The organism is Thermodesulfatator autotrophicus, from assembly GCF_001642325.1.
GTDB lineage: Bacteria > Desulfobacterota > Thermodesulfobacteria > Thermodesulfobacteriales > Thermodesulfatatoraceae > Thermodesulfatator > Thermodesulfatator autotrophicus.
Map to the genome: position 1 here is coordinate 1 of NZ_LSFI01000023.1, position 20,219 is coordinate 20,219.

Sequence of the window (20,219 nt, forward strand, 5' to 3'; positions counted from 1 at the left end):
GGTGCACAGTAGAGAGGCTGATGAGACAGAAGGGATTGGCAGGGGTAGTTCGGGGAAAACGCAAACCACGGACAACGGTTTCAGAAGAAAAGCATCAGGTAAAAGATCTTGTGGAGCGTAATTTCAAGGCAGAGAGGCCGAACAGGCTGTGAGTGGCAGATTTGACGTATGTGCCCTGTGGCCAGGGATTTGTTTACGTGGCTTTTGTGATAGATGTATTTTCAAAGATGATAGTAGGGTAGCAGGTTTCGGAGTCGCCAGGAGCATAATTGGCCCTGGAAGCCCTGGAGGAGGCTCTTCAAAGTCAGAGATTGGAGGAGGGGCTTATTCATCACAGTGATAGAGGGGTACAATATTTGTCGATTAGGTATACAGATCGTTTAGCAGAAGCAGGTATAGAGCCCTCGGTAGGCAGAGTGGGGAACTCATATGACAATGCTTTGGCAGAGACGGTTTGAACCGCCCGGATTTATGAAAGGGGACTGGCAAAACAATCGTAAACATCAGTTCGAATAATTTTTACCGGCACAATATCTCCCACGGTAGCTTCACCCTCAATAAAGGTTACACCGTCTATCTCAGGGGCCTGAAAGCGAGCGTGACCAACCAGACGCCCTTCCTCATCAACGCCTTCAATTAAAACTTCGGTGGTATCCCCTAAACGTTCAGCCAGCCGCCTCTTAGAAATCTCCTGCTGAAGTTTCATTACCTCATGGAAGCGAGCCTCTTTCTCTTTTTCAGAAATTTGGCCAGGCATTTTGGCGGCAAGAGTGCCTTCTTCAGGTGAGTAGATAAAGGCTCCCAGATGGTCAAACTGGGCCTCTTTGAGGAACGCAAGCAGGTTATCAAAATCCTTTTCCGTCTCCCCGGGAAAGCCAACAATAATACTGGTTCTAATGGCAGCCTCTTTAGAAGCCTTACGAATTTGTTCTATAAGGGATAAAACTTTTTCAGGCTCAGTTAAACGTTTCATTTTTTTCAAAATTTCAGGACTCGCGTGCTGAATAGGTATATCAAAGTATGGACAGATAGTTTTTTCCGTAAAAATAGTTTTAAGTATCTCTTCACTTAAACCCTCGGGATAGAGATAAAGAAGCCTTATCCAGGATGGCGACACTTCTCTAGCGAGGTGTTTTAAAAGATAGGAAAGCCGGGGAAGACCCTGGTCTTTCCCGTAGGCAGTGACATCCTGGCCCACTAAAATTATCTCCTGAACACCTTGGGATACTAGGCTTTTAGCCTCTTTAAGGATTATCTCTTCTGGCACACTACGAAGAGGGCCCCTTATCCGGGGAATAGTACAAAAAGAACAGGCGTGGCTACAGCCCTCAGTAATTTTCAGGTAAGCGTAAAAGGGATTTTCCGTAAGAAGACGCCTTGGAGTCTCCTTCCCCTCAAGACGCAAGCAATATCTCTCTTGCGAGAAAATAACTTCAGGCAAACGGTAAGCCTCAATTCCTATAAACTGGTCCACCTCTGGAAGTTCAGCTAAAAGTTCTTCCCGATAGCGGGTCACGAGACAGCCACCTACCACCAGGCGCTGGCCTTCTCTTTTTAACTCTGCTAATTCAAAAATTACATCAAGGGATTCTTCTACCGCCTCGCGGATAAAAGCACAGGTATTTACATAGAGGATATCAGCTTCTTTAGGGTCAAGGGATACGGTAATCCCTCTCTCTCTGAGTTCAGCCAAAAATTTTTCGGCGTCAACGCGATTTTTGGGACAACCCAGGAGGACAGGATAAATCTTCATGAAAGCTATTCTTTAACCGGCAGGTCTTTTTCCTGGATAATGTTGTTTTCATCATCCACGTAAACAAGTCTTACGGTGGCAGACTCAATATCTTCGGGGGTAAGCCAGTGATAAGAAACTACAATCAGGCGGTCGCCCACCTCTCCTTTGCGGGCTGCTGCCCCGTTTAAACAAACCTCTTTACTTCCCCACTCGCCTTTGATGACGTAAGTCTCAAAGCGCTCGCCGTTTTCTAAGTTATAAACCCAAACGCTCTCAAAGGGCTCAAGACCCGCCGCAATCATAAAGCGTGGGTCAAGGGTGAGGCTACCTTCATATTCCAGGTTTTTCGCTGTAACCCGCACCGTATGTAATTTTGAACGTAAAAATTTGCGCCACATAAGCCTAAGGTTCAATAATCATGTTATCTATTAACCTGGCTTTACCCACAAAAACCGCCAGGGCCAAAAGGGTAGGTTTAGAAATTTCTTTTACCTCTTCCAGAGTTTCTGGGTCTCTGAACTCTATGTAATCTATTTTAGTATAAGGATGGGATAAAACAAATTCTTCAAGCTCTTTTTGAAGGGCTTCTGGATTTCTCTGGCCTGCTTTTACTTTTTCTTTCGCTAAACAAAGGGCCTTGTATAAACAAACCGCTGATTTTCTTTCTTCTTCAGAAAGATAAACATTGCGCGAGCTCATAGCCAGGCCGTCTTTTTCGCGCACAATGGGATGGCCGACTATTTCTACATCCAGGTTAAGGTCTTTCACCAGGCGCTTTATCACCAGAAATTGCTGGTAATCTTTAAGGCCAAAGATTGCCACGTGAGGCCTCACGATATTAAAAAGCTTAAGACAAACCGTAGCCACGCCTTTGAAATGGCCAGGGCGCCTGGCCCCACATAAAGGTTTACTAAGTTCTGTTACCTCAACATATGTCTGGTAACCTTCGGGATACATGTCCCGGGCTTCTGGAGTAAAAATCACATCTACGCCAATTTCCTGAGCCATAGCAGCATCTCGTTCAAGGTCTCTGGGATAGGAACTAAAGTCTTCACGAGGGCCAAACTGGATAGGATTAACAAAAATACTTACTACGACTTTATCTGCCAGGGTTTTGGCTTTTTTCATAAGGGCCAGATGCCCTTCATGGAAATAACCCATAGTGGGGACCAGGGCTATTCTTATCCCATTTTTGCGAGCATTTTCCCGCCAGGTCTTCATCTGAGAAATTTCTTTTATCAGGCGAATAGCTACCCTCCTTGATCTACCAAGATCTTTTCTTCTATCCACAAAGGTAACAAATCTATTATAATATTTTGAAGCTCTTCAAATTTCCACTCCTTATTTTCAAAAGAGTGAATTTTTTCCCACCAGGCAAGCCTACCGTCTCCGTTGGTATCTTCATACAAAAATAAAAGCTTTTGGCCTTGAGTGCTCTCTCCCCAGATGGTAAGTTTTTTAAATCCTGAAAGGTCCTCCCAGAGGGAAATCCGCACCAATATACCTGGCAGGCTAAAAGTCCACTCTCCCCACCAGGGATACAACAAATGGGGCTGGTTGATATAAACAAAATTTTTCATAATCTCAAACAGAGATTTGTGAGCATCAATAATTAAAACCGGTGTCCCCTTTTTTACTAGATCATAAAGTTCTTTAATATCTTCATCTTCCATAGCAATGCAGCCGAAAGTCCAGTCCCGAATAAGCTTGTTTTCTTTGAGTCGCCAAACTCCTCCGCCGTGAATCCCCAGCCCAAAACCCAAGGGACATTTTGGATCCGGCGAATTTTCGAAATAGGCCTTAAGACAAAGCTCGTAATCCTTGAGGTTTAAGCGTCCTTGCCAATAAGCCAGATTTATATCCTTCAAGTTTGGATATGAAATAGCTAAAAAAAGGCCGTATTTACGAGAAGGTCTTTTTGCTGTAATAAAATAAAGTCCCTCAGGAGTTGCCCCGTCTCCACGGCGAATTTTGGGTTCATCTGGATTCCAGCCCAAAGAAATGGGATAGGCCTTAAGAATATGGTTATTTTCGTACACATAAAGAGTGCGGGAATATTTTTCTACCACTATTAAAAAAGAAGCCTTAGCCTCAGAAAAAACAAAAAACAACAAAATTAAGGAATAAACTATCGATTTGAAGCTTATTTTCCGCAAAGTCCTTTCTCCTCAACTAAAAAAAATTTAGCATTTTATTCAAAAATATATTACATTTAAATTTGCAAATACATAAAACAAAAGGAGGTAGTTTATGAGGAAAAAATTAATGGCCCTAATTATGGCGGTATCTTTTATGGGAGTTTCCAGTGGTTCAGCCTTAGCGGCAAAATATTGCAAAGGCACGGTAAAAGAAGTTGACGGTAAAACCATGGTTATTGAGATTAAAGGCAAATGCAAGTGCAAAGTTGGCGATAAAGTAAAAATCAAACCCATGAAGAAAAAAGCCATTGAAGGTTGCTAATACAACAAGGGGGCTTAGGCCCCCTTTAAAAGCCTTTCAAAAAGTTCTCCCGCCTCTTTAACCACCTGTGTGTCATCAGGCAACTCAAGGATAGAACGACGATTTATTTCGGCCTCAAAAATCTCTGGGCTTTCATTCAAATACCCCAGAAACTTCATGCCCTTTTCTTCACACACCTGTTTTACATATTCATCAAGGACTTCGGGAATCTTCTGTGGAGCCCGGTTCACCAGGAGCCAAATTTCTCCAACTTCAAGTTGAAGGGGTTTAATCAATTCAGCAATGCGGCCCGCCGTCATAACCCCCCGAGAAGATGCATCAGAAACAATTAGAAGCTTATCTATTTTTCGTAAATTCATACGGGAAAGGTGCTCCATGCCTGCTTCATTGTCAGTCACCACGTAAGCGTAGTTTTTAAGAAGCTTTTCCAGGGCCTGGGAAAGAAAGGCGTGGGCTGCACAATAACAGCCTGGACCTTCCGGTTGCCCCATGACAATCAAATCAAAGTCATCTGTTTCAATAATGGCTTCGTTAAGGCGCATTTCGATGAAATCACCCCGAGCCATACTATCAGGCACGGCTGAACGCAATTCATTTTTTATCTCACCAAGAGTAGTCTCTACCTCAAGCCCCAGCAGTTCGTTTAAATTGGCATTAGGGTCCGCATCTACCGCAAGGATTGGTGTTCGCCCTGTTTTAGCTAAATGTCTTATTATAAGGGCAGCCGTAGTTGTTTTACCAGTGCCCCCCTTTCCTGCTAAAGCTATAACTTGAGACACGTGCTCCTCCTATTTTCTCTTGTGTCTATCTTTAAATAATTTATAAGTCAGACTATCTACCAGAGCCTTACAGCTGGCCTCTAAAATATCATGAGAAACACCTACTGTTCCCCAGCGGTCTTGACTATCACGGGAAAAAATCAAAACCCTCACCATAGCCCCTGTGCCAGGGCTTCCAGGAAGAACGCGGACTTTATAGTCCTCAAGGACCATTTCTTTTAACTGAGGGTAAAATCTTTCTAAGGCCTTGCGAATGGCGTTATCAAGGGCATTTACCGGGCCATTTCCTGAAGCCGCAGTATGCTCCACCTCGCCTACCCCTGGTGGCACCCTTACCATCACCGTGGCTTCTACCAGAGGATAACCTTCTTCGGGATTTTGCATATCAAAAACCCTATATCCCAGGAGTTCAAAGTATTGTTTTGGCTCGCCAATTAAACGATACATGAGAAGCTCTAAAGAGGCCTCTGCCGCTTCAAACTGGTATCCTTCAGCCTCACGCTTTTTGACCTCTTCTACGATTTTAACCACCATAGGGTCATTGGCTTCAAGTTTGATGCCAAATTGCTGAGCCTTATAGACGATGTTACTGCGGCCTGAAAGGTCAGAAACCAGCACACGACGTTCGTTACCCACCAGCTCAGGTTCTATATGCTCGTAAGTGCGTGGATGGCGCATTACCGCCGAAACATGGACTCCTCCCTTGTGCGCAAAAGCACTGCGGCCTACATAAGGCAAGTAACGCGGGTGAGGGATGTTGGCTATTTCGCAAACATAGCGTGAGACTTCAGTAAGCTTATGTAAGTATTTCTTGGCCTGGGCCTCATAGCCCATCTTTAAAAGCAGGTTGGGAATAATAGAACATAGATTGGCGTTTCCACAGCGTTCTCCAAACCCGTTTATGGTGCCCTGAACCTGAATGGCTCCCTCTAAGACCGCCATAAGGGAATTGGCTACGGCACACTCAGAGTCGTTATGGGCATGGATACCTAAAGATACCCCTTTACCAAGACGCTTTTTAACTTCTTTCATGATTTCTACGATTTCATGCGGAAGAGTGCCACCGTTAGTATCACAAAGAACTAGCACATCGGCGCCTGCAGCTTGCGCCCGTTTAAGCGTCTCACAGGCGTAATCCCTATCGGCCTTAAAACCATCAAAAAAGTGCTCTGCATCGTAGAAAAGCTTTTCGCAATGAGGTTTTAAATAAGCTACCGAAGCTTCAATAATTTCAAGATTTCGCTCAAGGGTGGTTTTAAGGGCTTCTTTTACATGTATATCCCAGCTTTTACCAAATATAGTTATAACCGGTGTGCGGGCTTCAATAAGGGCCTCAAGATTAGGATCTTCTTCGGGCTTTTTACGCGGATGATGAGTGCTCCCAAAAGCAGCTATTTTGGCGTGTTTAAGACTTAAGTCCCTTGCCTCTTTAAAAAAGCGGGCATCTTTGGGATTAGATCCTGGCCAGCCGCCTTCAATATAGTCTATACCCAGCTCGTCAAGCTTCTGGGCTACCCGAAGCTTATCCTCTACCGAAAGCGTAAAATCTTCTGCCTGGGTGCCATCTCTTAAAGTAGTATCATAAAATTCTATTTTTTTAGCCATAAAAACCTCGCTAAGAAGTTTCTTCCTCAGGGGCCCTATCCAGGCCAAAGGCTTCGTGCAAAGCTCTCACCGCCAGTTCGGTATATTTTTCATCAATAACACAGGAGATTTTTATTTCAGAAGTTGAAATCATGTGGATATTGATACCATGGTCTGCCAATACCTGAAACATCTTGGCCGCCACTCCCGGATGAGCTCGCATCCCTGCTCCCACAATGGAAACCTTGGCAATATCCTCATCTCCTTCAATCTTTTCAATCCCAATTTCAGGTGCTAGCTCGTTAACTAACTTCAAAGTAGCTTTGTAATCGGTTTTAGGGACAGTAAAAGTCATGTCCGCTTTACCGTCAGGGCGCCCCGTTTGAATTATCATATCCACCACTATACCAGCCTCGGCAATAGGACCAAATATACGGGAGGCAATACCCGGCTTATCAGGCACACCATAAAGGGAAATGCGGGCTTCATTGCGATTATAAGCAATACCTGAAACAAGGACTTTTTCCATGGACTCATCCTCCTCCACTACCATTGTGCCAGGTTCATAAGAAAAGCTTGAACGTACGTGAACCGGCACTCTGTAAATTTTGGCAAACTCAACAGAGCGAATCTCAAGTACTTTGGCTCCCATGCTGGCAAGCTCAAGCATTTCTTCGTAAGAAATTTTGGCTATTTTTCTGGCCTTAGGGACGATACGGGGATCGGCTGTATAGACCCCATCAACATCGGTAAAAATCTCACAGACGTCGGCCCCGAGAGCCGCAGCTATGGCCACCGCCGTGGTATCAGAGCCTCCTCGCCCAAGGGTGGTAATATCTCCTTCATCGGTAATTCCTTGAAAACCAGCTACTATTAGCACTTGCCCTTTGGCCAGCTCTTCTTTCAATCTTTTGGTAGCAATATCTCTAATGCGAGCCTTACCAAAAAGTTCGTCTGTCTTAATTGGAATCTGGAAAGCAAGAAGGGCCTTAGCCGGATAACCCATGGCGTTTAAAGCCATGGCTAGAAGGGCTGAAGAAACCTGTTCCCCAGTAGCCACCAGCATATCAAGCTCGCGTGGACTTGGTTCCTCTACCAAATCATAGGCAAGTTTGAGCAAGCGGTCTGTTTCTCCAGCCATGGCTGAAACCACCACCACTACATCGTGGCCTTCATCTCTATATTTGGCAATACGCCTGGCCACGTTTTTTATACGCTCAAGGTCACCAACAGAAGTGCCACCGTATTTCTGGACTACCAGCATGTGCTAATCCTCCTCTTTTTTACCTCGCCAGACAGGGTCTTCACCAAAATGTAAAAACCACCAGTCTTCTGCATCTGCCCCCTGATCGTTGGGGCGCAAATCAATTAAGTAGTGCTCACAATAATCCATCAGTAAGTGATAGGCCTCATTCAAACGCTGCATGGACTGAGTATCGCCTTTTTTGTCTGGATGGAATTCAGCCGCAAGCTTCCGATACCTGGCCCTTATCTCTGCACGTGTAGTCTGCAAAGGAAGTTTTAGCAACTTACGTGCCTCTTCTATTTTTTGCCATTTATTCCTGGCCATTTTCCTCTCTCACCAATTCGTTGAATTTACCCTATTTTGGAAAAATTGACTAATCTTAGATAACTCCTGAGATTGTATCGTTTGCCCCGAGAAAGCAAGGGATCTACTAGTAATGATAAAGAAAATACCTCGCAAGTAAGAAAAAACGCACTTTTCGCAGTGACTTTATGTTGCAACATTTTTTAAAATATCATTGAGAACCGCGAAGTGGCGAAAATATCTCAGATAACTTTTGTTAGCTTTAAAAGGAGAACTAAACAAAACGGGGCACCTGGTGTGCCCCGTTTTACCCTGTTGTAATATCAAAAATAAGCTTAATTACGCCAGACCCACTCGGTCTTTAAATCTACTTTTTTGGTATCTTTGAAAAAGAGAACTTCATAGCCGTCAAATTCGCCAAAGGGGAGATACCACACCTTGACATCTATTTCTAATTCATCGGCTAAAAGTTCCCGGGTTTTTTTACCATTTTTGACGACATCTTTATATGGGAAGGGGATTTCAAAAGTCTCTTTTACCTTTTTCAAAGGCGGAAGACTTGTATCTCTTAACAAGCCACTCTTTTCATAGGGGCCTCGCCCCATTTCTTTGCCGCGCCCTAAACGCCCAGGATGAGGCATATAAATAACCTGTTTTTTGTAAATCTCTTTGGGTTTTTTGCCTACAGTTTTAGCGGTCACTTCCAGGACCACTCTGTTGGGAGTAGGTCAGCCATCAGGTATTACGTGACCAGCTTTATTAAATATTCCTACTTTAACTACAGCTAAGGGGATAACCCCTTCTTCTTTATTTTTACGCCAAAAGTAAGACATGGCATCTACATCAACATCAAGGGCCATTTTAATCATAGTCTCATCGCGATAAGCCTGCATATCGTGGCCCAGGCCACTTTCTTTCATGTGACACTCCTGACAGGTTTTGTGGCCACCGGCATGAATGTAAGAATACAAGTAACTTCCATAAAGCGTGGCACACTGAGAGGGATGTTCTAATTCAAAATTTGGCCCCAAACCGTGGCATTGACCACAGAAAATAGATTCACCTAAAGCTGGAGCCTTTTTAACCATAGGATAATCTTCAGATTCGTGTTCATATTCGTCTTTTCCGTAAACAGCTTTGGGGTCAACCGGCCCATCAACCCAAGGATGGATAATGGCCTTTTTCTGATGGCAGACCAAACAGCCAATGTTTAACGAATTTAGCTTTTCTTCCATCTCGTCTGCCAGGTCATCGTCTCCTTCTTGAAGGGCCTTTTTCCAGGTATAAAGGGTTTCCACTATCTCGCGAGCTACATCGTCGGTGGCTTCATCAAGCTGAGGCAGGTGACATTTAGCACAAATCATAAGGTGCTTGACCTTAATATCTTTTATGTCTTTAACCCCTGAATAAGGAAATCTTTTAAGCCCCTTTTCAATAGAGGTGATAATGGTAGGAGCAGTTCGCCCGGTCCCATAAAGAGGGCGGGCATGCAAGGAGTTTTCCCACTGCTCGTAAATTTCTTCATGACATTCCTGACATGAAGACGAATCATATCTTGCCGCCAGTTCAGCCATAGTCTTAGCCTTTTTCTTTTGGGCGGCTAAAACATGACCGGTAACAACACCTAAGGAAAGGAAAATTAAAACTAAAATAACTAATTTAAATAACCGCATAACGCCCCCTTCAAGTAAATTAATTATTTTGTTCACTGAAATTAACATAAATCAGAAAAAAAGAGCAAGAGAAAGAAGGGCTAAATTCGTGAATTTTGTAGCTTTTTTGACTTTTATAGCATCAAGGAATCATCATCTAGCATTTTTTCCATTGTTTTTTGACTTTTTCTCAAGCGTTCAATTGAAATGGCCAACTTTACAATTTCGTCTCGTGAACGTTCTTCGGATATACCCTTTACCCCTAAATCTACATCAAGATTACCAAGGCTCATTTCATGAACTTTTTGGGTTAGTTCAGAAAGGGGCTTAATTAATTCAAAACGAACTAATACATAAAGAATAAGAGTTACTAAAAGAAAGGCCAGAGGAGCGTAAAGAGAAATAGACTCTCCCAGCAAACTCAAAAGATTCTGATCATAAAAATTAACTTTAATGACCCCTGCTGCCTCACCTAAACGTAAACGGGGAGCACCGTTGCTGGCTTCGTGGCAGGAAACACAGGCTTTTGAAACTATTATTGGCTTTTCATAAGAAAAAACACTATTTTTTAATGACCAAGCCTCTCCAGAGGGAGGAATAGATTTAAAATCAAGACTGATTTTAGCTTTAGGGTCTTTAAACAAGCTGGTTACAAATGATATAAATTCTGGATCGTGAACACGATATAAGTCTATCTGGTCTCCAGTAGATTCTAAAAGACCAGAAACCGTAGCCACTGTTTTGAGCCCCTTGTTATCAGTAGCCCAGATACCGCCTAGCTCAGCGGAAGAAGAAATCAGGCTATCAACTACCTTGGCCACCAAGCGTGAACTCATGAGAAGTTCTGTTTTTTGCAAATTTCGCAAGTTATAATAAAGACCTACTGCACCGAAAGCAAAAACCATTATGAAAAAGAGAGCCACTTTATCAGCTAGGCTGAAGCGCCTATCTTTGCGCATTATCATTGCATCCTCCAGCTACGAATAATATCTTTGGTTTTATTAATAGCCTGCTGGGCCAAGTGATTTTCATCTATTTGCTCCTGTAAAGCCTTTAAAAACATAGAGACATTTACCAGCGGTAACCCTTTATCTGTGGCTTCGGCTTTTAACAGAGATTTCTTAACTATTAGTTTGGCTGCCGGACCATAGTGTTTAGCCAGAAGTTTTACTATTTCATTAAAGAGGACAAGAGGGATAAGTTCCTGTGTTTTGGGAGATTTACTATTGGCAAGCTTTTCAAGCTTAAGGGTTAAAGCGTTTAGGGCCACACTTACCAGTGGACCTGGCACCGAAGACTTAAGAACTAAAAGTACCTGGTAGTCCTTTACATTTTTAACCACCACTGAACCGGATTCAAAAAGGGCCACTAATTCCTGGGTAGGAGTTTCTCTTTTTTGGTCTAAAGCAGCAAAAATCTCGTCAAAGGATTGAAAAAGAACATCCTGTATTTCAGAAGAAAAAAATTCTGGCAAATAACTGAATACAGGCTGGCCTTCACGGCTAACCAAAACGGCGTTGACTTCATCTAATTTTACCAAACTAGTTAGCAGGTTTTTCACTTGGCAAGCTCCTTTCTAAGTTCCAGGAGTTTTTTGCTCCACCAGAGGAGGCCTTTTTTAAATTTGGTTTGAAAGCCAACAATTTCCTCTTCCAGGACCATAGCAGCTATTAGTTTATTTTTCTGGGCCACCGCAAACCCGGATAACTCTCCCAGACTAAGGAGGTTGCCGATTTCCTGAAGATGAAAAACGGAATAAGAAATTGTTCCCGCTAGCTCTTCACCTTTTCCCTCACCCGATCCTTCAAGTATTTCGCCTTGCCTGTTGAGCAAGATAAGGCTATCTGTTCCAGAAATTTTTTTACTTACCTGTTCAAGCAAAGAATACTGAGGAGTTTTCTGCACTTTGGTTTCTTCTTTAACTTCAGGGGGTTCAAAATTTAAAGCCTTTTCAAATAAATCATCGTTTATAAAGGTTTCCTGAAAAGCCGCTTCATCTTCCTGGCGCAGAGCTTCAAGTAAAAGGGCCTGAACAGGGCCGATTAAATTCCCCTCTTCAGGCCATCTCACAGGGGGCCTTACTTCAAAACGGCCTTCTTTAAGGGAAATAAGTTTACGCAAAGCTTGAAGGCCTTCTTCTACCTGACTGCCAGCTATTTCTACGTGAAATAGATTTTCTCCTTCAAGAAAAACCCGCCCCACCCCATCTGGCAAATGAACTAAAACTAATAGGCGCTCTCCCCTATTCACCAAAAGTTGTAAGACGTCTCCTAGGGATATAGTCTTCAACTGGCCCTGCATAATGGGAGGGCCGCTTAATTCTACGACTTTTTCTTTTTTACGCTGAGGTTGGCCCATATGGACCTCCTAAAAAGTCTCTTTATTAGAATTTTCGGCTAAAAAGCAGGGAAGGTTTAATTTGGAGATTTTATTTTTTCAATGAGTTCAAAATTGATATGACGGCGGGAAACGTTTACATCTTTTACCTTAACGCGCACTAAATCACCAAGCTGAAAGACTTTTCCTGTACGTCGCCCCACCAAACGATGGTTCTTTTCATCAAGTACATAGTAATCATCAGCAAGATCAACCAGGCGCACCACACCAGAGACATAAATTTCAAAAAGGTCCACAAAAAAGCCAAAGGCCGTAACCGCCGAAATTACACCATCAAAAACTTCACCAATGCGGTGCTTCATAAGCATTACTTTCACCCGGTCAAGGGCCTCGCGTTCAGCCTCCATAGCTATGCGCTCCCTTTCAGAAAGGTGTTTACCCATTTCCTCAAGCTTTTGGAGTTTATAGGGAGGCTTTTTCTTTTTAAGGGCAGCCTTTAAAGCCCGGTGGACTACCAGGTCAGGATATCGCCTGATGGGAGAGGTAAAATGGCAGTAGCACTCTGGGGCCAGGCCAAAATGGCCTATATTTTCAGGGGAATACTTGGCCTGTTTAAGAGAACGCAAAAGAAGGGTATTAACTAAATAGGCGTATGGCTTTCCCTCTGCCATTTCAATTACCATCTGGAGCCAGGATGGCTCTGGTTCGCGAGGAAGCTTTAATTCCAAGCCCAGGGTGGCAACAAAGTCCACAAATTCTTTCAACTTTTCAAGGTCAGGTGGCTCATGCACCCGGTAAAGAATAGGATAGCCTTTTTCGGTTAAATACTCGGCCACCGCTTCGTTGGCCGCAATCATAAATTCCTCAATAATAAAATGGGCAAAATGACGTTCACGCCGCACAATGTCTTCAGGCTGACCTTGAGCATCAAGTATTACCTCGGGCTCGGGCAGGTCAAAGTCAATACTTCCCCGCGCAAGGCGCTTTTGCCTTAATAAACGGCAAAGTTCAGCGGCATTCTCTAACATCCCTAAAAAGCGCTTATATTTACGCCTGGCCTGAGGATCTTTCTTTTCAATTACATCTCGCACAATGTTATAAGTAAAACGCTGGTGACTCTTTATAACCCCTTCGTAAAACTTCATCTGGCGGCGGTTGCCCTCTCTGTCAAAATCAATGACTGCCACCATGGCCAGGCGGTCCACCTCTGGGTTCAAACTACATAAATTGTTGGAAAGCTTTTCAGGAAACATTGGCACCACTGTGCCTGGGAAATAGACACTTGTACCACGTTCGTAAGCCTCTTTATCAAGGGCGGTATTTGGCCTTACGTAGTGGGCTACATCAGCAATGGCCACATAAAGGCGCCAGCCTTTTGGTAATTTGCGTACATAAATAGCATCGTCAAAGTCTTTGGCAGTTTCACCGTCAATGGTTACAAAGAGAAGTTTACGAAAATCCTTGCGACCAGCTTTATCTTCTTCGCGCACTTCGTCAGGAATTTCTTTAAGCTCTTTCTTAACCGCCCGGCTGAAACGGAAAGGAAGCTCGTATTTATAAATAACGGCTTTGATCTGGGTGGAAAGATCTTCTGGGTCTCCTAAAACTGCGATAATACGCCCTTCAGGAATCTTTCGCCCAGGGCTAAAGTCAACAATTTCCGCTACTACCATGTCGCCGTCTTCAGCACCCTTGGTAGCATCAGGTGGGATGAGAATTTCAAAGGGGAAACGGTCATCTTCAGGTATAACAGTAGAGACACGACGGCCACGGTAAAAGAAGCCTACAATATATTTTTTGGCACGTTCAAGAATTCTAATAACCGTGCCTTCTGGGCGTTTGCGTGTAGGGGTTTCAACTCTTACTACTACTTTGTCACCGTTAATGGCCCCCTTAAGACGGCCAGGAGGAATGTAAACTACGGGTTTTTTAAGTTCTTCAGGTTCAAGTAAACCGTAACCATCAGGGTGGACTTTCAGCTTTCCAGTAATAAGCTGCATCTGCTCAGGAAGGCCATAACGCTTGCCTTTAATATGAACAAGCTTCCCCTCTTTGGTTAGCCTCTTAACCAGGGTGCGGAATTCTTTACGGTCAGAGGTGGGAATATTCAAAATATGGTAAAGCTCACGTAAAAGAACCGGGCGGCCAGCCTTTTTCATGGCCGCCACTATCTCTTTTTCCGTAGGAAGGCCCACACGGGGCTTTTTCTTCTTTTTCTTAGCCATTTATCTAATCTACTAAGTTATATTAAAATTCCGGCTTGATAAGTTTTCTGGCAACCTCTACCACCAAAGACGCTTCTTCCATAGTTTGAAGAGCGTCTTCGCGGGTATATTCCTCCGTGGGAATAAAGTCCACGTCTCCATGAAAAGCTAGTTCTCTTTCCTTTCTTAGCCTTTTGGAAATCCGGGCAAGTTCAGGTAAAGTTGTAGAAATTTCTTCCAGAAAAAGCTCCGCGTTTTCAAGGAGTATTTTCCCCACATCGTGCCATTTAGGCGGGTCAATACCCACCTGTCTCAACATAGCTTTTTGGGCCAGTTCAACTATCTCCTGGGTTTCACGGACTACGTCTGAATAATCTTCTTCAAGAAGGACAGGTAAAATTTTTAATCTCTTGGTAGCCTTGAAAAGATAGCTTTGAGCAAGAGTCAGATTAGTCATAGCTCTATGATTTCTCCTAGACGATAGTCTGGCTTAAGTATCCAGTACCAGCCTCCTCCACGTCTTACGCGTTTTGCTCCCAAACGTTTAAGTTTTTTCCGTAGTTCCTCAAGATAGTTCTTAAAAAAGTCTTCCCGGTCTTCTTCCTCTAGGGAGGCCTTCTGCTACTACCAGAAGATCAATGTCTGAGTCTGGCCGAAAAATACCTCTTACCACCGAACCAAAAATAGCTACTGAAACCAGCCGTTCTTGATAAAAATCTTTTATCCTGGCTAATAATTGTTGAATAAACCGGTTATAATGTTCTTTATAGCCTGTTAAGTTCATCTGAAGTTATTATTCTTATGAGTACCCTTTTCCCCCTGGCATTAGGGCGAACCTCTTGAAACATCCAGCCTGTTATATCTCGAAGGAATACATGGCGTTTAAATCCATCTGTAGGCGTATAGACAAGCAACACTCCAGCTACTTTTCCATCACGGTCAAGCACAATATCAACCCTTTCAAGAAAGTTTATATTTCCAGGGCCAAAGTTAGTAAAAACATAGCCCAGGGTAGTGGGTGGTCTTTCTGGAGCAAAAAAATAAGCGGCGTAAAGGTTTTTTTCCTGCTGAGAAAGGACCATGGCCTGGCAAACACTGGCCCATAACAAAAAAATTAAAAACATTAGCCAACGCATTTTACCCTCCTTACTTCCAGCCACCAACCAGGTGAAGGTGAATATGGAAAATAAGCTGCCCTCCACCCTTTTCCACATTGAAAAAAAGCTTATAACCTCTTTCGGCTGTGCCAAGTTCTTTAGCCAGTTGTTTGGCCACCATTATCATTTCTGCCACCAGAGGGGCATCTTCTTCGGTAAGGTCATTAATGCTCCGAATGTGTTTTTTAGGTACAATAAGAATATGAATGGGAGCCTGGGGGTTTATATCTTTAAAAGCCACAATACGCTCACCTTTATAAACAAAATCAGCTGGAATTTCATTATTTATGATCTTACAAAAAATACATTCCTCAGCCATAAGCCACCTCCTCTATTGAAAATTAAGATTACGATATTTCTTTTACTAAACTCAACCTTTATTAATTAAATTTTGCAATATTTCGGGGCAAATTTTTTGTGACATTTCTAGCCTAGCCTTTGATGCACCCCATGGGTAAAAGTTTGGCTACTTTATGAGCAAGGCCTGCCCGATGGGCCACTTCTACTACTTCAATAACGTCTTTATAAGCCTCAGGTGCTTCTTCCACCAGCCCTCTTTTGGACTTAGCCCGCACAATTATGCCTTTTTTACGAAGTTCAGCTACGATTTGGTCTGCCCGCCAGCGCTTTAGGGCCTGGTGACGGCTCATAGTGCGCCCGGCCCCGTGGCAGGCTGAACCAAAGGCCTTTTCTTCACCTTCTTCCGTGCCCACCAGGATATAAGAAGCCGTCCCCATGCTCCCGCCAATTATTACCGGCTGCCCTACGTGACGATAACGCGCAGGAAGCTCTGGTCTCCCAGGCCCCCAGGCACGGGTAGCTCCTTTGCGATGCACGTAAAGTTCTTTAACTCTGCCATTAACCTTATGTTTTTCTACCTTGCAGGTGTTATGGCTCACGTCATAAATAACTGTAATCCTTGCCTCAGGAATAATCTCAGCAAAGACTTCGCGCACAAGGTGAGTGATGACCTGCCGATTAGCCAGGGCACAATTTACACCACAGGCCATAGCCCGGTAATATTGTTCGCCTTCAGGAGACCTTATGGGCGCACATACGAGTTCCTTTTCTTTGATAGGGATGCCATATTTTTTAGAGGCCTTGGCCAACACTTTGAGATAGTCTGTGGCAATCTGATGTCCAAGGGCCCGTGAGCCACAGTGAATGGAAATAACTACGTCTCCCACTTCAAGGCCAAAGGCTTCAGCCGCTTCTCGGTGATATATTTCAGCCACATATTGAACTTCAAGGTAGTGATTACCAGAACCTAAAGTTCCCACCTGGCGATGCTGCCTTTTTTTGGCCTCAATGGAAACACATTTTGGGTCAGCCCCTGGAAGACAGCCCTTTTCTTCTATGTATTCAAGGTCTTCTGGCTCCCCATAACCGTTAGCCACCGCCCAGCGAGCCCCGCCTACCAGAACTTCATCTAGCTGACTTATAGAAAGCTTGATTTTCCCTTCTGAGCCTACACCAGCAGGGATAGTGTGAAAAAGCGCATCAATTAGCTCTTCAAGGACGGGTTCTACCTCTTCGCGCTTAAGTCCGGTACGCAAAGAGCGCACTCCGCAGGAAATGTCATACCCTACCCCGCCTACAGAAATTATGCCGTCGTCATCTGGATCAAAAGCTGCTACCCCACCAATAGGAAACCCATAGCCCCAGTGAGCATCTGGCATGGCAATGGAAGCACGCACTATCCCTGGCAAACAGGCCACATTGGTTACCTGCTCGCGTACTTTTTCGTCCATCTCTTCTATAAGCTTTTTACTGGCAAAAATACGCCCTGGGACTCTCATGGAGCCTTTTCTGGGAATTTCCCATTCATATTCGCTAATCTTTACCAAAGATTTGAGTTCCATATTATCCCTCCCTCCCAAAATTTTGCCCTACTATTAATGAATAGGGCTATCATTATGCCCCTTTGTCATGTGAAAATGCTCTCCTAATAATTAGATGATAAGGGCTAGCAGACTTAAAAACAACTACATTTATCCTTTTCAGAAAGGAAACCAAAGATTAAATTTCTTTTTAGAGAAAAGTCCTTTGCCCAAAATATTTAAGGAGGAAACTATGGCCATTATGGAAATAAGCGTTATTCCTCTTGGCACCGGCTCAACAAGCCTTGGACGTTACGTAGCTGACATTGAAAAGTATCTCACTGAAAAAAAAAATACCCCACAAACTTACAGATATGGGCACCATTATTGAAGGAGATATAGAGGAACTTTTAAAAATTGTTCGGGAAGTCCATGAAATACCTTTCAAGGCCGGCGCTAAAAGGGTATATACCGCTCTTAAAATAGATGACCGTCGGGACAAAGAAGTCCACCTTGGTGACAAAGTAGAACACGTTAAAAAGCACCTAAATGAAACATCTGCCTAAAATTCTTTTAGCAGTAGGAGGAGGCCTTCTGGCTTACGGCCTCCTCACAGGTGGTTTTGGTTTTGTGTGGTCAAGGGCTGTTTCGCTTTGTCTTTCCTGTATGGGGCTTGAATGAAACTTCCCAAACGAAAGTTCGTACAGTTATTTTTTGCCCTTTTAGCCAATACCAATGTCAGCTTTTTGTGGCAAAAGGCCCTTTACCGCGGGCCGTTTAAAGGCGTTTGTTTCCCAGGGCTTAACTGCTATTCCTGCCCGGCAGCTCTTTTTGCCTGTCCCTTAGGCGCTTTACAGCAATCTTTGGCAAGCCTGAGGCTACTTGGCACCCAGGCCGTCTCAGCCATTACTTATGTAGTTGGAAGTATTGTACTTTTTGGGCTTTTTATGGGAAGAATCGTATGCGGCTGGGTGTGCCCCTTTGGCCTTCTTCAGGAACTACTTTACAAAATAAGAACGCAAAAATTTGCCTGTCCCCGTATTCTTTACTACGTAAAATACATCCTGCTCGTTTTTTTTGTGATTGTTTTACCCATAACCCTGGTAAGCGAAATCGGCTACGGTAAAGTCTGGTTCTGCCGCCTGGTCTGCCCGGCTGGCACTCTTGAGGCCGGTCTCTTTAACCTGGCTCTAAGGCCTGAGCTTTCCGCCCTGGTAAAGAGCCTTTTTTACTGGAAAATAGCCCTGTTAATCACCGTTCTCACACTTTGCGTATTTTATTTTCGTTTTTTTTGCAAGGTCTTATGCCCCCTTGGCCTTATTTACGGACTTTTCAACAAAGTTGGTTTTTTCAAACTCAAGTGGCAAAACAGAGCCTGCCTTGATTGTGATATTTGTGAAAAGGTCTGTCCCATGGGCCTAAAAATTCCCGAAGAATTGAATAGCGTTGAATGTATTCGGTGCCTTAACTGCTTAAAGGGCTGCCCAGCCAAAGTAATAGAACTTGAATTTTCTCTAATTCTCACCGAAAGATTTGACTCTCGTAAAAGTATTGGTAAAAGAAAATTATGCGCAAAGACGGACGAAGGCCTGACCAAATAAGGCCGGTAAAAATAACGCCTCATTACTTAAAGTACGCAGAAGGCTCGGTGCTCATGGAGCTTGGCGAAACCAAAGTTATTTGCAGCGTCTCGGTAGAAGATAAAGTTCCTCCCTTTCTTAAGGACACTGGCATGGGCTGGATAACCGCTGAGTACGCCATGCTTCCCCGCTCAACACACCAGCGCACCCCGCGTGAAAGTGCTACCGGCAAAAAGGGGCGCTCTTATGAAATCCAGCGCCTCATCGGCCGCTCGCTTCGGGCCGTGGTGGACCTTGCACTTCTCGGTGAGAGGACTTTCTGGATTGACTGCGACGTTATGCAGGCAGATGGCGGCACGCGCACAGCTTCTATTACTGGTGCCTGGGTGGCCCTGGCCCTTGCCTTCAGAAAACTCTTAAAAGAAGGCCTCCTTGCCCAGAACCCAATGAAATATCAGCTTGCCGCCATAAGCTGCGGGCAGGTGGGAGGCGAAGTGCTGCTTGACTTAAACTACGACGAAGACTCTTTAGCTGAAATTGACGCCAACTTTGTTATGACAGCCGAAGGACACATAGTTGAGATTCAAACCACCGCGGAAAAAGAGCCCTTTCCCTGGGAAACATTTGAAAAAATGAAAAATTTGGCCTTAAAAGGCATAAAAGAACTTACCCAAATTCAGCAAAAGGTGCTTGAAAATGCCTAAAAAGATACTGGTGCTGGCCACAAGAAATCCAGGTAAAGTTAAAGAGATTAAAGCCTATCTTGAAGACCTTCCGGTAGAAGTTAAAAGCCTTGCTGACTTTCCCGGGACTCCAGAGGTAGAAGAAACAGGGAAAACTTTTTTTGAAAACGCCTTCAAAAAGGCCAAAGAAATAGCCGAAGCCACTGGCCATCTGGCCTTGGCTGATGACTCAGGCCTTGAGGTAGATGCCCTGGGTGGTGCTCCAGGGGTATATTCAGCTAGATACGCCGGCACCCACGGAGATGACCAGAAAAACATAGAAAAATTACTCCAAGAACTTGAAGGCGTACCTCTAGACAAGCGCACAGCCAGGTTTAAGTGCGTTATGGTGGTATATCACCCGAGCGGCAAGTGGTTTTCAGCTGAAGGCGTGTGGGAAGGGCTAATTTCCCTTGAACCCAGGGGAGAAAAAGGCTTTGGTTATGACCCGATATTTTTGATTCCAGAACTTGGTAAAACCGCTGCTGAACTCCCCATTGAAGAAAAAAACAAACTTAGTCATCGGGGCAAGGCCCTGGCCGAAGTGAAGGCAAAACTTCCTTCTTTTCTTAAGGAAATAGAATAGTTTTTTAAAGCCTCTCAGGCCCTTGCAAATACCTGTAACTAATTTATATTGAAA

General features: G+C 44.0%; 25 protein-coding genes and 1 pseudogene. 8 read left to right on the forward strand and 18 right to left on the reverse strand.

Translation table 11 applies throughout. The annotated features are described in order from the left end of the window. Window positions 1-455: pseudogene (locus TH606_RS11865) on the forward strand (IS3 family transposase); the annotation flags it as partial. Window positions 456-469: 14 nt separating this feature from the next. Here TH606_RS11865 and rimO read toward each other — a convergent pair. Genes rimO through TH606_RS05770 form a run of 4 tightly spaced genes read right to left on the reverse strand, consistent with a single transcriptional unit; the run spans window position 470 to window position 3,891 of the window. Next, window positions 470-1,753, reverse strand: coding sequence for a 30S ribosomal protein S12 methylthiotransferase RimO (rimO, locus tag TH606_RS05755; protein ID WP_068541974.1), 1,284 nt, complete (start codon window positions 1,751-1,753; stop codon window positions 470-472). A 5-nt stretch (window positions 1,754-1,758) separates the two neighbouring features. Continuing rightward, the gene (panD, locus tag TH606_RS05760; protein ID WP_068541975.1) at window positions 1,759-2,133 is read right to left on the reverse strand and encodes an aspartate 1-decarboxylase; all 375 of its coding nucleotides are present in this window, start codon (window positions 2,131-2,133) and stop codon (window positions 1,759-1,761) included. Between the two features lie 4 nt (window positions 2,134-2,137). After that, window positions 2,138-2,983 carry a pantoate--beta-alanine ligase gene (gene panC / locus TH606_RS05765; protein WP_068542007.1) on the reverse strand — a complete coding sequence of 282 codons (846 nt, stop codon included), beginning with the start codon at window positions 2,981-2,983 and terminating at the stop codon, window positions 2,138-2,140. A gap of 2 nt (window positions 2,984-2,985) precedes the next feature. Further along, window positions 2,986-3,891, reverse strand: a complete 906-nt coding sequence (locus TH606_RS05770; RefSeq protein WP_068541976.1) for a L,D-transpeptidase family protein — start codon at window positions 3,889-3,891, stop codon at window positions 2,986-2,988. 94 nt (window positions 3,892-3,985) lie between these two features. Here TH606_RS05770 and extJ point away from each other — a divergent pair, with 94 nt between their 5' ends. After that, window positions 3,986-4,195 (forward strand): selenite/tellurite reduction operon protein ExtJ, encoded by a 210-nt coding sequence (gene extJ / locus TH606_RS05775; protein ID WP_068541977.1) that lies wholly within the window; start codon window positions 3,986-3,988, stop codon window positions 4,193-4,195. A 14-nt stretch (window positions 4,196-4,209) separates the two neighbouring features. On the opposite strand, the gene TH606_RS05780 is transcribed toward extJ, so the two are convergent. From TH606_RS05780 to TH606_RS05850, 14 genes are all read right to left on the reverse strand, one after another. Beyond that, window positions 4,210-4,974, reverse strand: a complete 765-nt coding sequence (locus TH606_RS05780; protein ID WP_068541978.1) for an ATP-binding protein — start codon at window positions 4,972-4,974, stop codon at window positions 4,210-4,212. Between the two features lie 9 nt (window positions 4,975-4,983). Further along, entirely contained in the window at window positions 4,984-6,579 is a 1,596-nt protein-coding gene (cimA, locus tag TH606_RS05785; protein WP_068541979.1) for a citramalate synthase, read from the reverse strand. 10 nt (window positions 6,580-6,589) lie between these two features. Beyond that, window positions 6,590-7,822: an aspartate kinase gene (locus TH606_RS05790; protein ID WP_068541980.1), complete on the reverse strand. Its 1,233-nt coding sequence runs from the start codon at window positions 7,820-7,822 to the stop codon at window positions 6,590-6,592. A 3-nt stretch (window positions 7,823-7,825) separates the two neighbouring features. Beyond that, the gene (locus TH606_RS05795; RefSeq protein WP_068541981.1) at window positions 7,826-8,128 is read right to left on the reverse strand and encodes a DnaJ domain-containing protein; all 303 of its coding nucleotides are present in this window, start codon (window positions 8,126-8,128) and stop codon (window positions 7,826-7,828) included. 314 nt (window positions 8,129-8,442) lie between these two features. Then, window positions 8,443-9,780 carry a multiheme c-type cytochrome (seleno)protein ExtKL gene (extKL, locus tag TH606_RS05805; RefSeq protein ID WP_248595806.1) on the reverse strand — a complete coding sequence of 446 codons (1,338 nt, stop codon included), beginning with the start codon at window positions 9,778-9,780 and terminating at the stop codon, window positions 8,443-8,445. A gap of 113 nt (window positions 9,781-9,893) precedes the next feature. Beyond that, on the reverse strand, window positions 9,894-10,724 hold the full coding sequence (locus tag TH606_RS05810; RefSeq protein ID WP_068541982.1) for a HAMP domain-containing protein: 831 nt from the start codon (window positions 10,722-10,724) through the stop codon (window positions 9,894-9,896). Continuing rightward, the gene (locus TH606_RS05815; protein WP_068541983.1) at window positions 10,721-11,320 is read right to left on the reverse strand and encodes a hypothetical protein; all 600 of its coding nucleotides are present in this window, start codon (window positions 11,318-11,320) and stop codon (window positions 10,721-10,723) included. The genes TH606_RS05810 and TH606_RS05815 overlap by 4 nt, the downstream gene beginning before the upstream one ends. After that, the gene (locus tag TH606_RS05820; protein ID WP_068541984.1) at window positions 11,317-12,117 is read right to left on the reverse strand and encodes a DUF4388 domain-containing protein; all 801 of its coding nucleotides are present in this window, start codon (window positions 12,115-12,117) and stop codon (window positions 11,317-11,319) included. Before TH606_RS05820 ends, TH606_RS05815 begins: the two co-directional genes overlap by 4 nt. A 56-nt stretch (window positions 12,118-12,173) precedes the next feature. After that, window positions 12,174-14,321, reverse strand: a complete 2,148-nt coding sequence (rnr, locus tag TH606_RS05825; RefSeq protein WP_082863543.1) for a ribonuclease R — start codon at window positions 14,319-14,321, stop codon at window positions 12,174-12,176. Window positions 14,322-14,343: 22 nt separating this feature from the next. Then, window positions 14,344-14,757 (reverse strand): HEPN domain-containing protein, encoded by a 414-nt coding sequence (locus tag TH606_RS05830; protein WP_068541985.1) that lies wholly within the window; start codon window positions 14,755-14,757, stop codon window positions 14,344-14,346. Window positions 14,758-14,877: 120 nt separating this feature from the next. Beyond that, window positions 14,878-15,084: a nucleotidyltransferase family protein gene (locus TH606_RS11680; protein ID WP_068541986.1), complete on the reverse strand. Its 207-nt coding sequence runs from the start codon at window positions 15,082-15,084 to the stop codon at window positions 14,878-14,880. Beyond that, window positions 15,065-15,436: a hypothetical protein gene (locus tag TH606_RS05840; protein WP_068541987.1), complete on the reverse strand. Its 372-nt coding sequence runs from the start codon at window positions 15,434-15,436 to the stop codon at window positions 15,065-15,067. Before TH606_RS05840 ends, TH606_RS11680 begins: the two co-directional genes overlap by 20 nt. 10 nt (window positions 15,437-15,446) lie before the next feature. Then, complete coding sequence (locus TH606_RS05845) at window positions 15,447-15,776, reverse strand: histidine triad nucleotide-binding protein (protein ID WP_068541988.1); 330 nt, start codon at window positions 15,774-15,776, stop codon at window positions 15,447-15,449. A 112-nt stretch (window positions 15,777-15,888) separates the two neighbouring features. Then, on the reverse strand, window positions 15,889-17,319 hold the full coding sequence (locus TH606_RS05850; protein ID WP_068541989.1) for an RtcB family protein: 1,431 nt from the start codon (window positions 17,317-17,319) through the stop codon (window positions 15,889-15,891). A gap of 211 nt (window positions 17,320-17,530) precedes the next feature. On the opposite strand from TH606_RS05850, the gene TH606_RS11685 reads away from it, so the two are divergent. From TH606_RS11685 to TH606_RS05870, 6 genes are read left to right on the forward strand one after another with little or no spacing between them, the layout of a single operon-like run. Then, window positions 17,531-17,668, forward strand: a complete 138-nt coding sequence (locus TH606_RS11685; protein WP_197460515.1) for a thiamine-binding protein — start codon at window positions 17,531-17,533, stop codon at window positions 17,666-17,668. Further along, complete coding sequence (locus TH606_RS11690) at window positions 17,652-17,843, forward strand: MTH1187 family thiamine-binding protein (RefSeq protein WP_197460516.1); 192 nt, start codon at window positions 17,652-17,654, stop codon at window positions 17,841-17,843. The genes TH606_RS11685 and TH606_RS11690 overlap by 17 nt, the downstream gene beginning before the upstream one ends. Continuing rightward, complete coding sequence (locus TH606_RS11995) at window positions 17,827-17,958, forward strand: thioredoxin (RefSeq protein ID WP_157627877.1); 132 nt, start codon at window positions 17,827-17,829, stop codon at window positions 17,956-17,958. Before TH606_RS11690 ends, TH606_RS11995 begins: the two co-directional genes overlap by 17 nt. Beyond that, window positions 17,955-18,878 (forward strand): 4Fe-4S binding protein, encoded by a 924-nt coding sequence (locus tag TH606_RS05860; RefSeq protein ID WP_068541990.1) that lies wholly within the window; start codon window positions 17,955-17,957, stop codon window positions 18,876-18,878. Before TH606_RS11995 ends, TH606_RS05860 begins: the two co-directional genes overlap by 4 nt. After that, on the forward strand, window positions 18,845-19,561 hold the full coding sequence (rph, locus tag TH606_RS05865) for a ribonuclease PH (protein ID WP_068541991.1): 717 nt from the start codon (window positions 18,845-18,847) through the stop codon (window positions 19,559-19,561). Before TH606_RS05860 ends, rph begins: the two co-directional genes overlap by 34 nt. Next, the gene (locus TH606_RS05870) at window positions 19,554-20,165 is read left to right on the forward strand and encodes an XTP/dITP diphosphatase (protein ID WP_068541992.1); all 612 of its coding nucleotides are present in this window, start codon (window positions 19,554-19,556) and stop codon (window positions 20,163-20,165) included. The genes rph and TH606_RS05870 overlap by 8 nt, the downstream gene beginning before the upstream one ends. Window positions 20,166-20,219 lie beyond the last annotated feature (54 nt).

What these genes read in the sequence shown, in the direction of transcription:
- rimO (WP_068541974.1), bottom strand. Translation starts at nt 1,753, where the DNA reads ATGAAGATTTATCCTGTCCTCCTGGGTTGTCCCAAAAATCGCGTTGAC.
- panD (WP_068541975.1), bottom strand. Translation starts at nt 2,133, where the DNA reads ATGTGGCGCAAATTTTTACGTTCAAAATTACATACGGTGCGGGTTACA.
- extJ (WP_068541977.1), top strand. Translation starts at nt 3,986, where the DNA reads ATGAGGAAAAAATTAATGGCCCTAATTATGGCGGTATCTTTTATGGGA.
- cimA (WP_068541979.1), bottom strand. Translation starts at nt 6,579, where the DNA reads ATGGCTAAAAAAATAGAATTTTATGATACTACTTTAAGAGATGGCACC.
- TH606_RS05790 (WP_068541980.1), bottom strand. Translation starts at nt 7,822, where the DNA reads ATGCTGGTAGTCCAGAAATACGGTGGCACTTCTGTTGGTGACCTTGAG.
- TH606_RS05795 (WP_068541981.1), bottom strand. Translation starts at nt 8,128, where the DNA reads ATGGCCAGGAATAAATGGCAAAAAATAGAAGAGGCACGTAAGTTGCTA.
- TH606_RS05810 (WP_068541982.1), bottom strand. Translation starts at nt 10,724, where the DNA reads ATGATAATGCGCAAAGATAGGCGCTTCAGCCTAGCTGATAAAGTGGCT.
- TH606_RS05820 (WP_068541984.1), bottom strand. Translation starts at nt 12,117, where the DNA reads ATGGGCCAACCTCAGCGTAAAAAAGAAAAAGTCGTAGAATTAAGCGGC.
- rnr (WP_082863543.1), bottom strand. Translation starts at nt 14,321, where the DNA reads ATGGCTAAGAAAAAGAAGAAAAAGCCCCGTGTGGGCCTTCCTACGGAA.
- TH606_RS05830 (WP_068541985.1), bottom strand. Translation starts at nt 14,757, where the DNA reads ATGACTAATCTGACTCTTGCTCAAAGCTATCTTTTCAAGGCTACCAAG.
- TH606_RS11680 (WP_068541986.1), bottom strand. Translation starts at nt 15,084, where the DNA reads ATGAACTTAACAGGCTATAAAGAACATTATAACCGGTTTATTCAACAA.
- TH606_RS05840 (WP_068541987.1), bottom strand. Translation starts at nt 15,436, where the DNA reads ATGCGTTGGCTAATGTTTTTAATTTTTTTGTTATGGGCCAGTGTTTGC.
- TH606_RS05845 (WP_068541988.1), bottom strand. Translation starts at nt 15,776, where the DNA reads ATGGCTGAGGAATGTATTTTTTGTAAGATCATAAATAATGAAATTCCA.
- TH606_RS05850 (WP_068541989.1), bottom strand. Translation starts at nt 17,319, where the DNA reads ATGGAACTCAAATCTTTGGTAAAGATTAGCGAATATGAATGGGAAATT.
- TH606_RS11685 (WP_197460515.1), top strand. Translation starts at nt 17,531, where the DNA reads ATGGCCATTATGGAAATAAGCGTTATTCCTCTTGGCACCGGCTCAACA.
- TH606_RS11690 (WP_197460516.1), top strand. Translation starts at nt 17,652, where the DNA reads ATGGGCACCATTATTGAAGGAGATATAGAGGAACTTTTAAAAATTGTT.
- TH606_RS11995 (WP_157627877.1), top strand. Translation starts at nt 17,827, where the DNA reads ATGAAACATCTGCCTAAAATTCTTTTAGCAGTAGGAGGAGGCCTTCTG.
- TH606_RS05860 (WP_068541990.1), top strand. Translation starts at nt 17,955, where the DNA reads ATGAAACTTCCCAAACGAAAGTTCGTACAGTTATTTTTTGCCCTTTTA.
- rph (WP_068541991.1), top strand. Translation starts at nt 18,845, where the DNA reads ATGCGCAAAGACGGACGAAGGCCTGACCAAATAAGGCCGGTAAAAATA.
- TH606_RS05870 (WP_068541992.1), top strand. Translation starts at nt 19,554, where the DNA reads ATGCCTAAAAAGATACTGGTGCTGGCCACAAGAAATCCAGGTAAAGTT.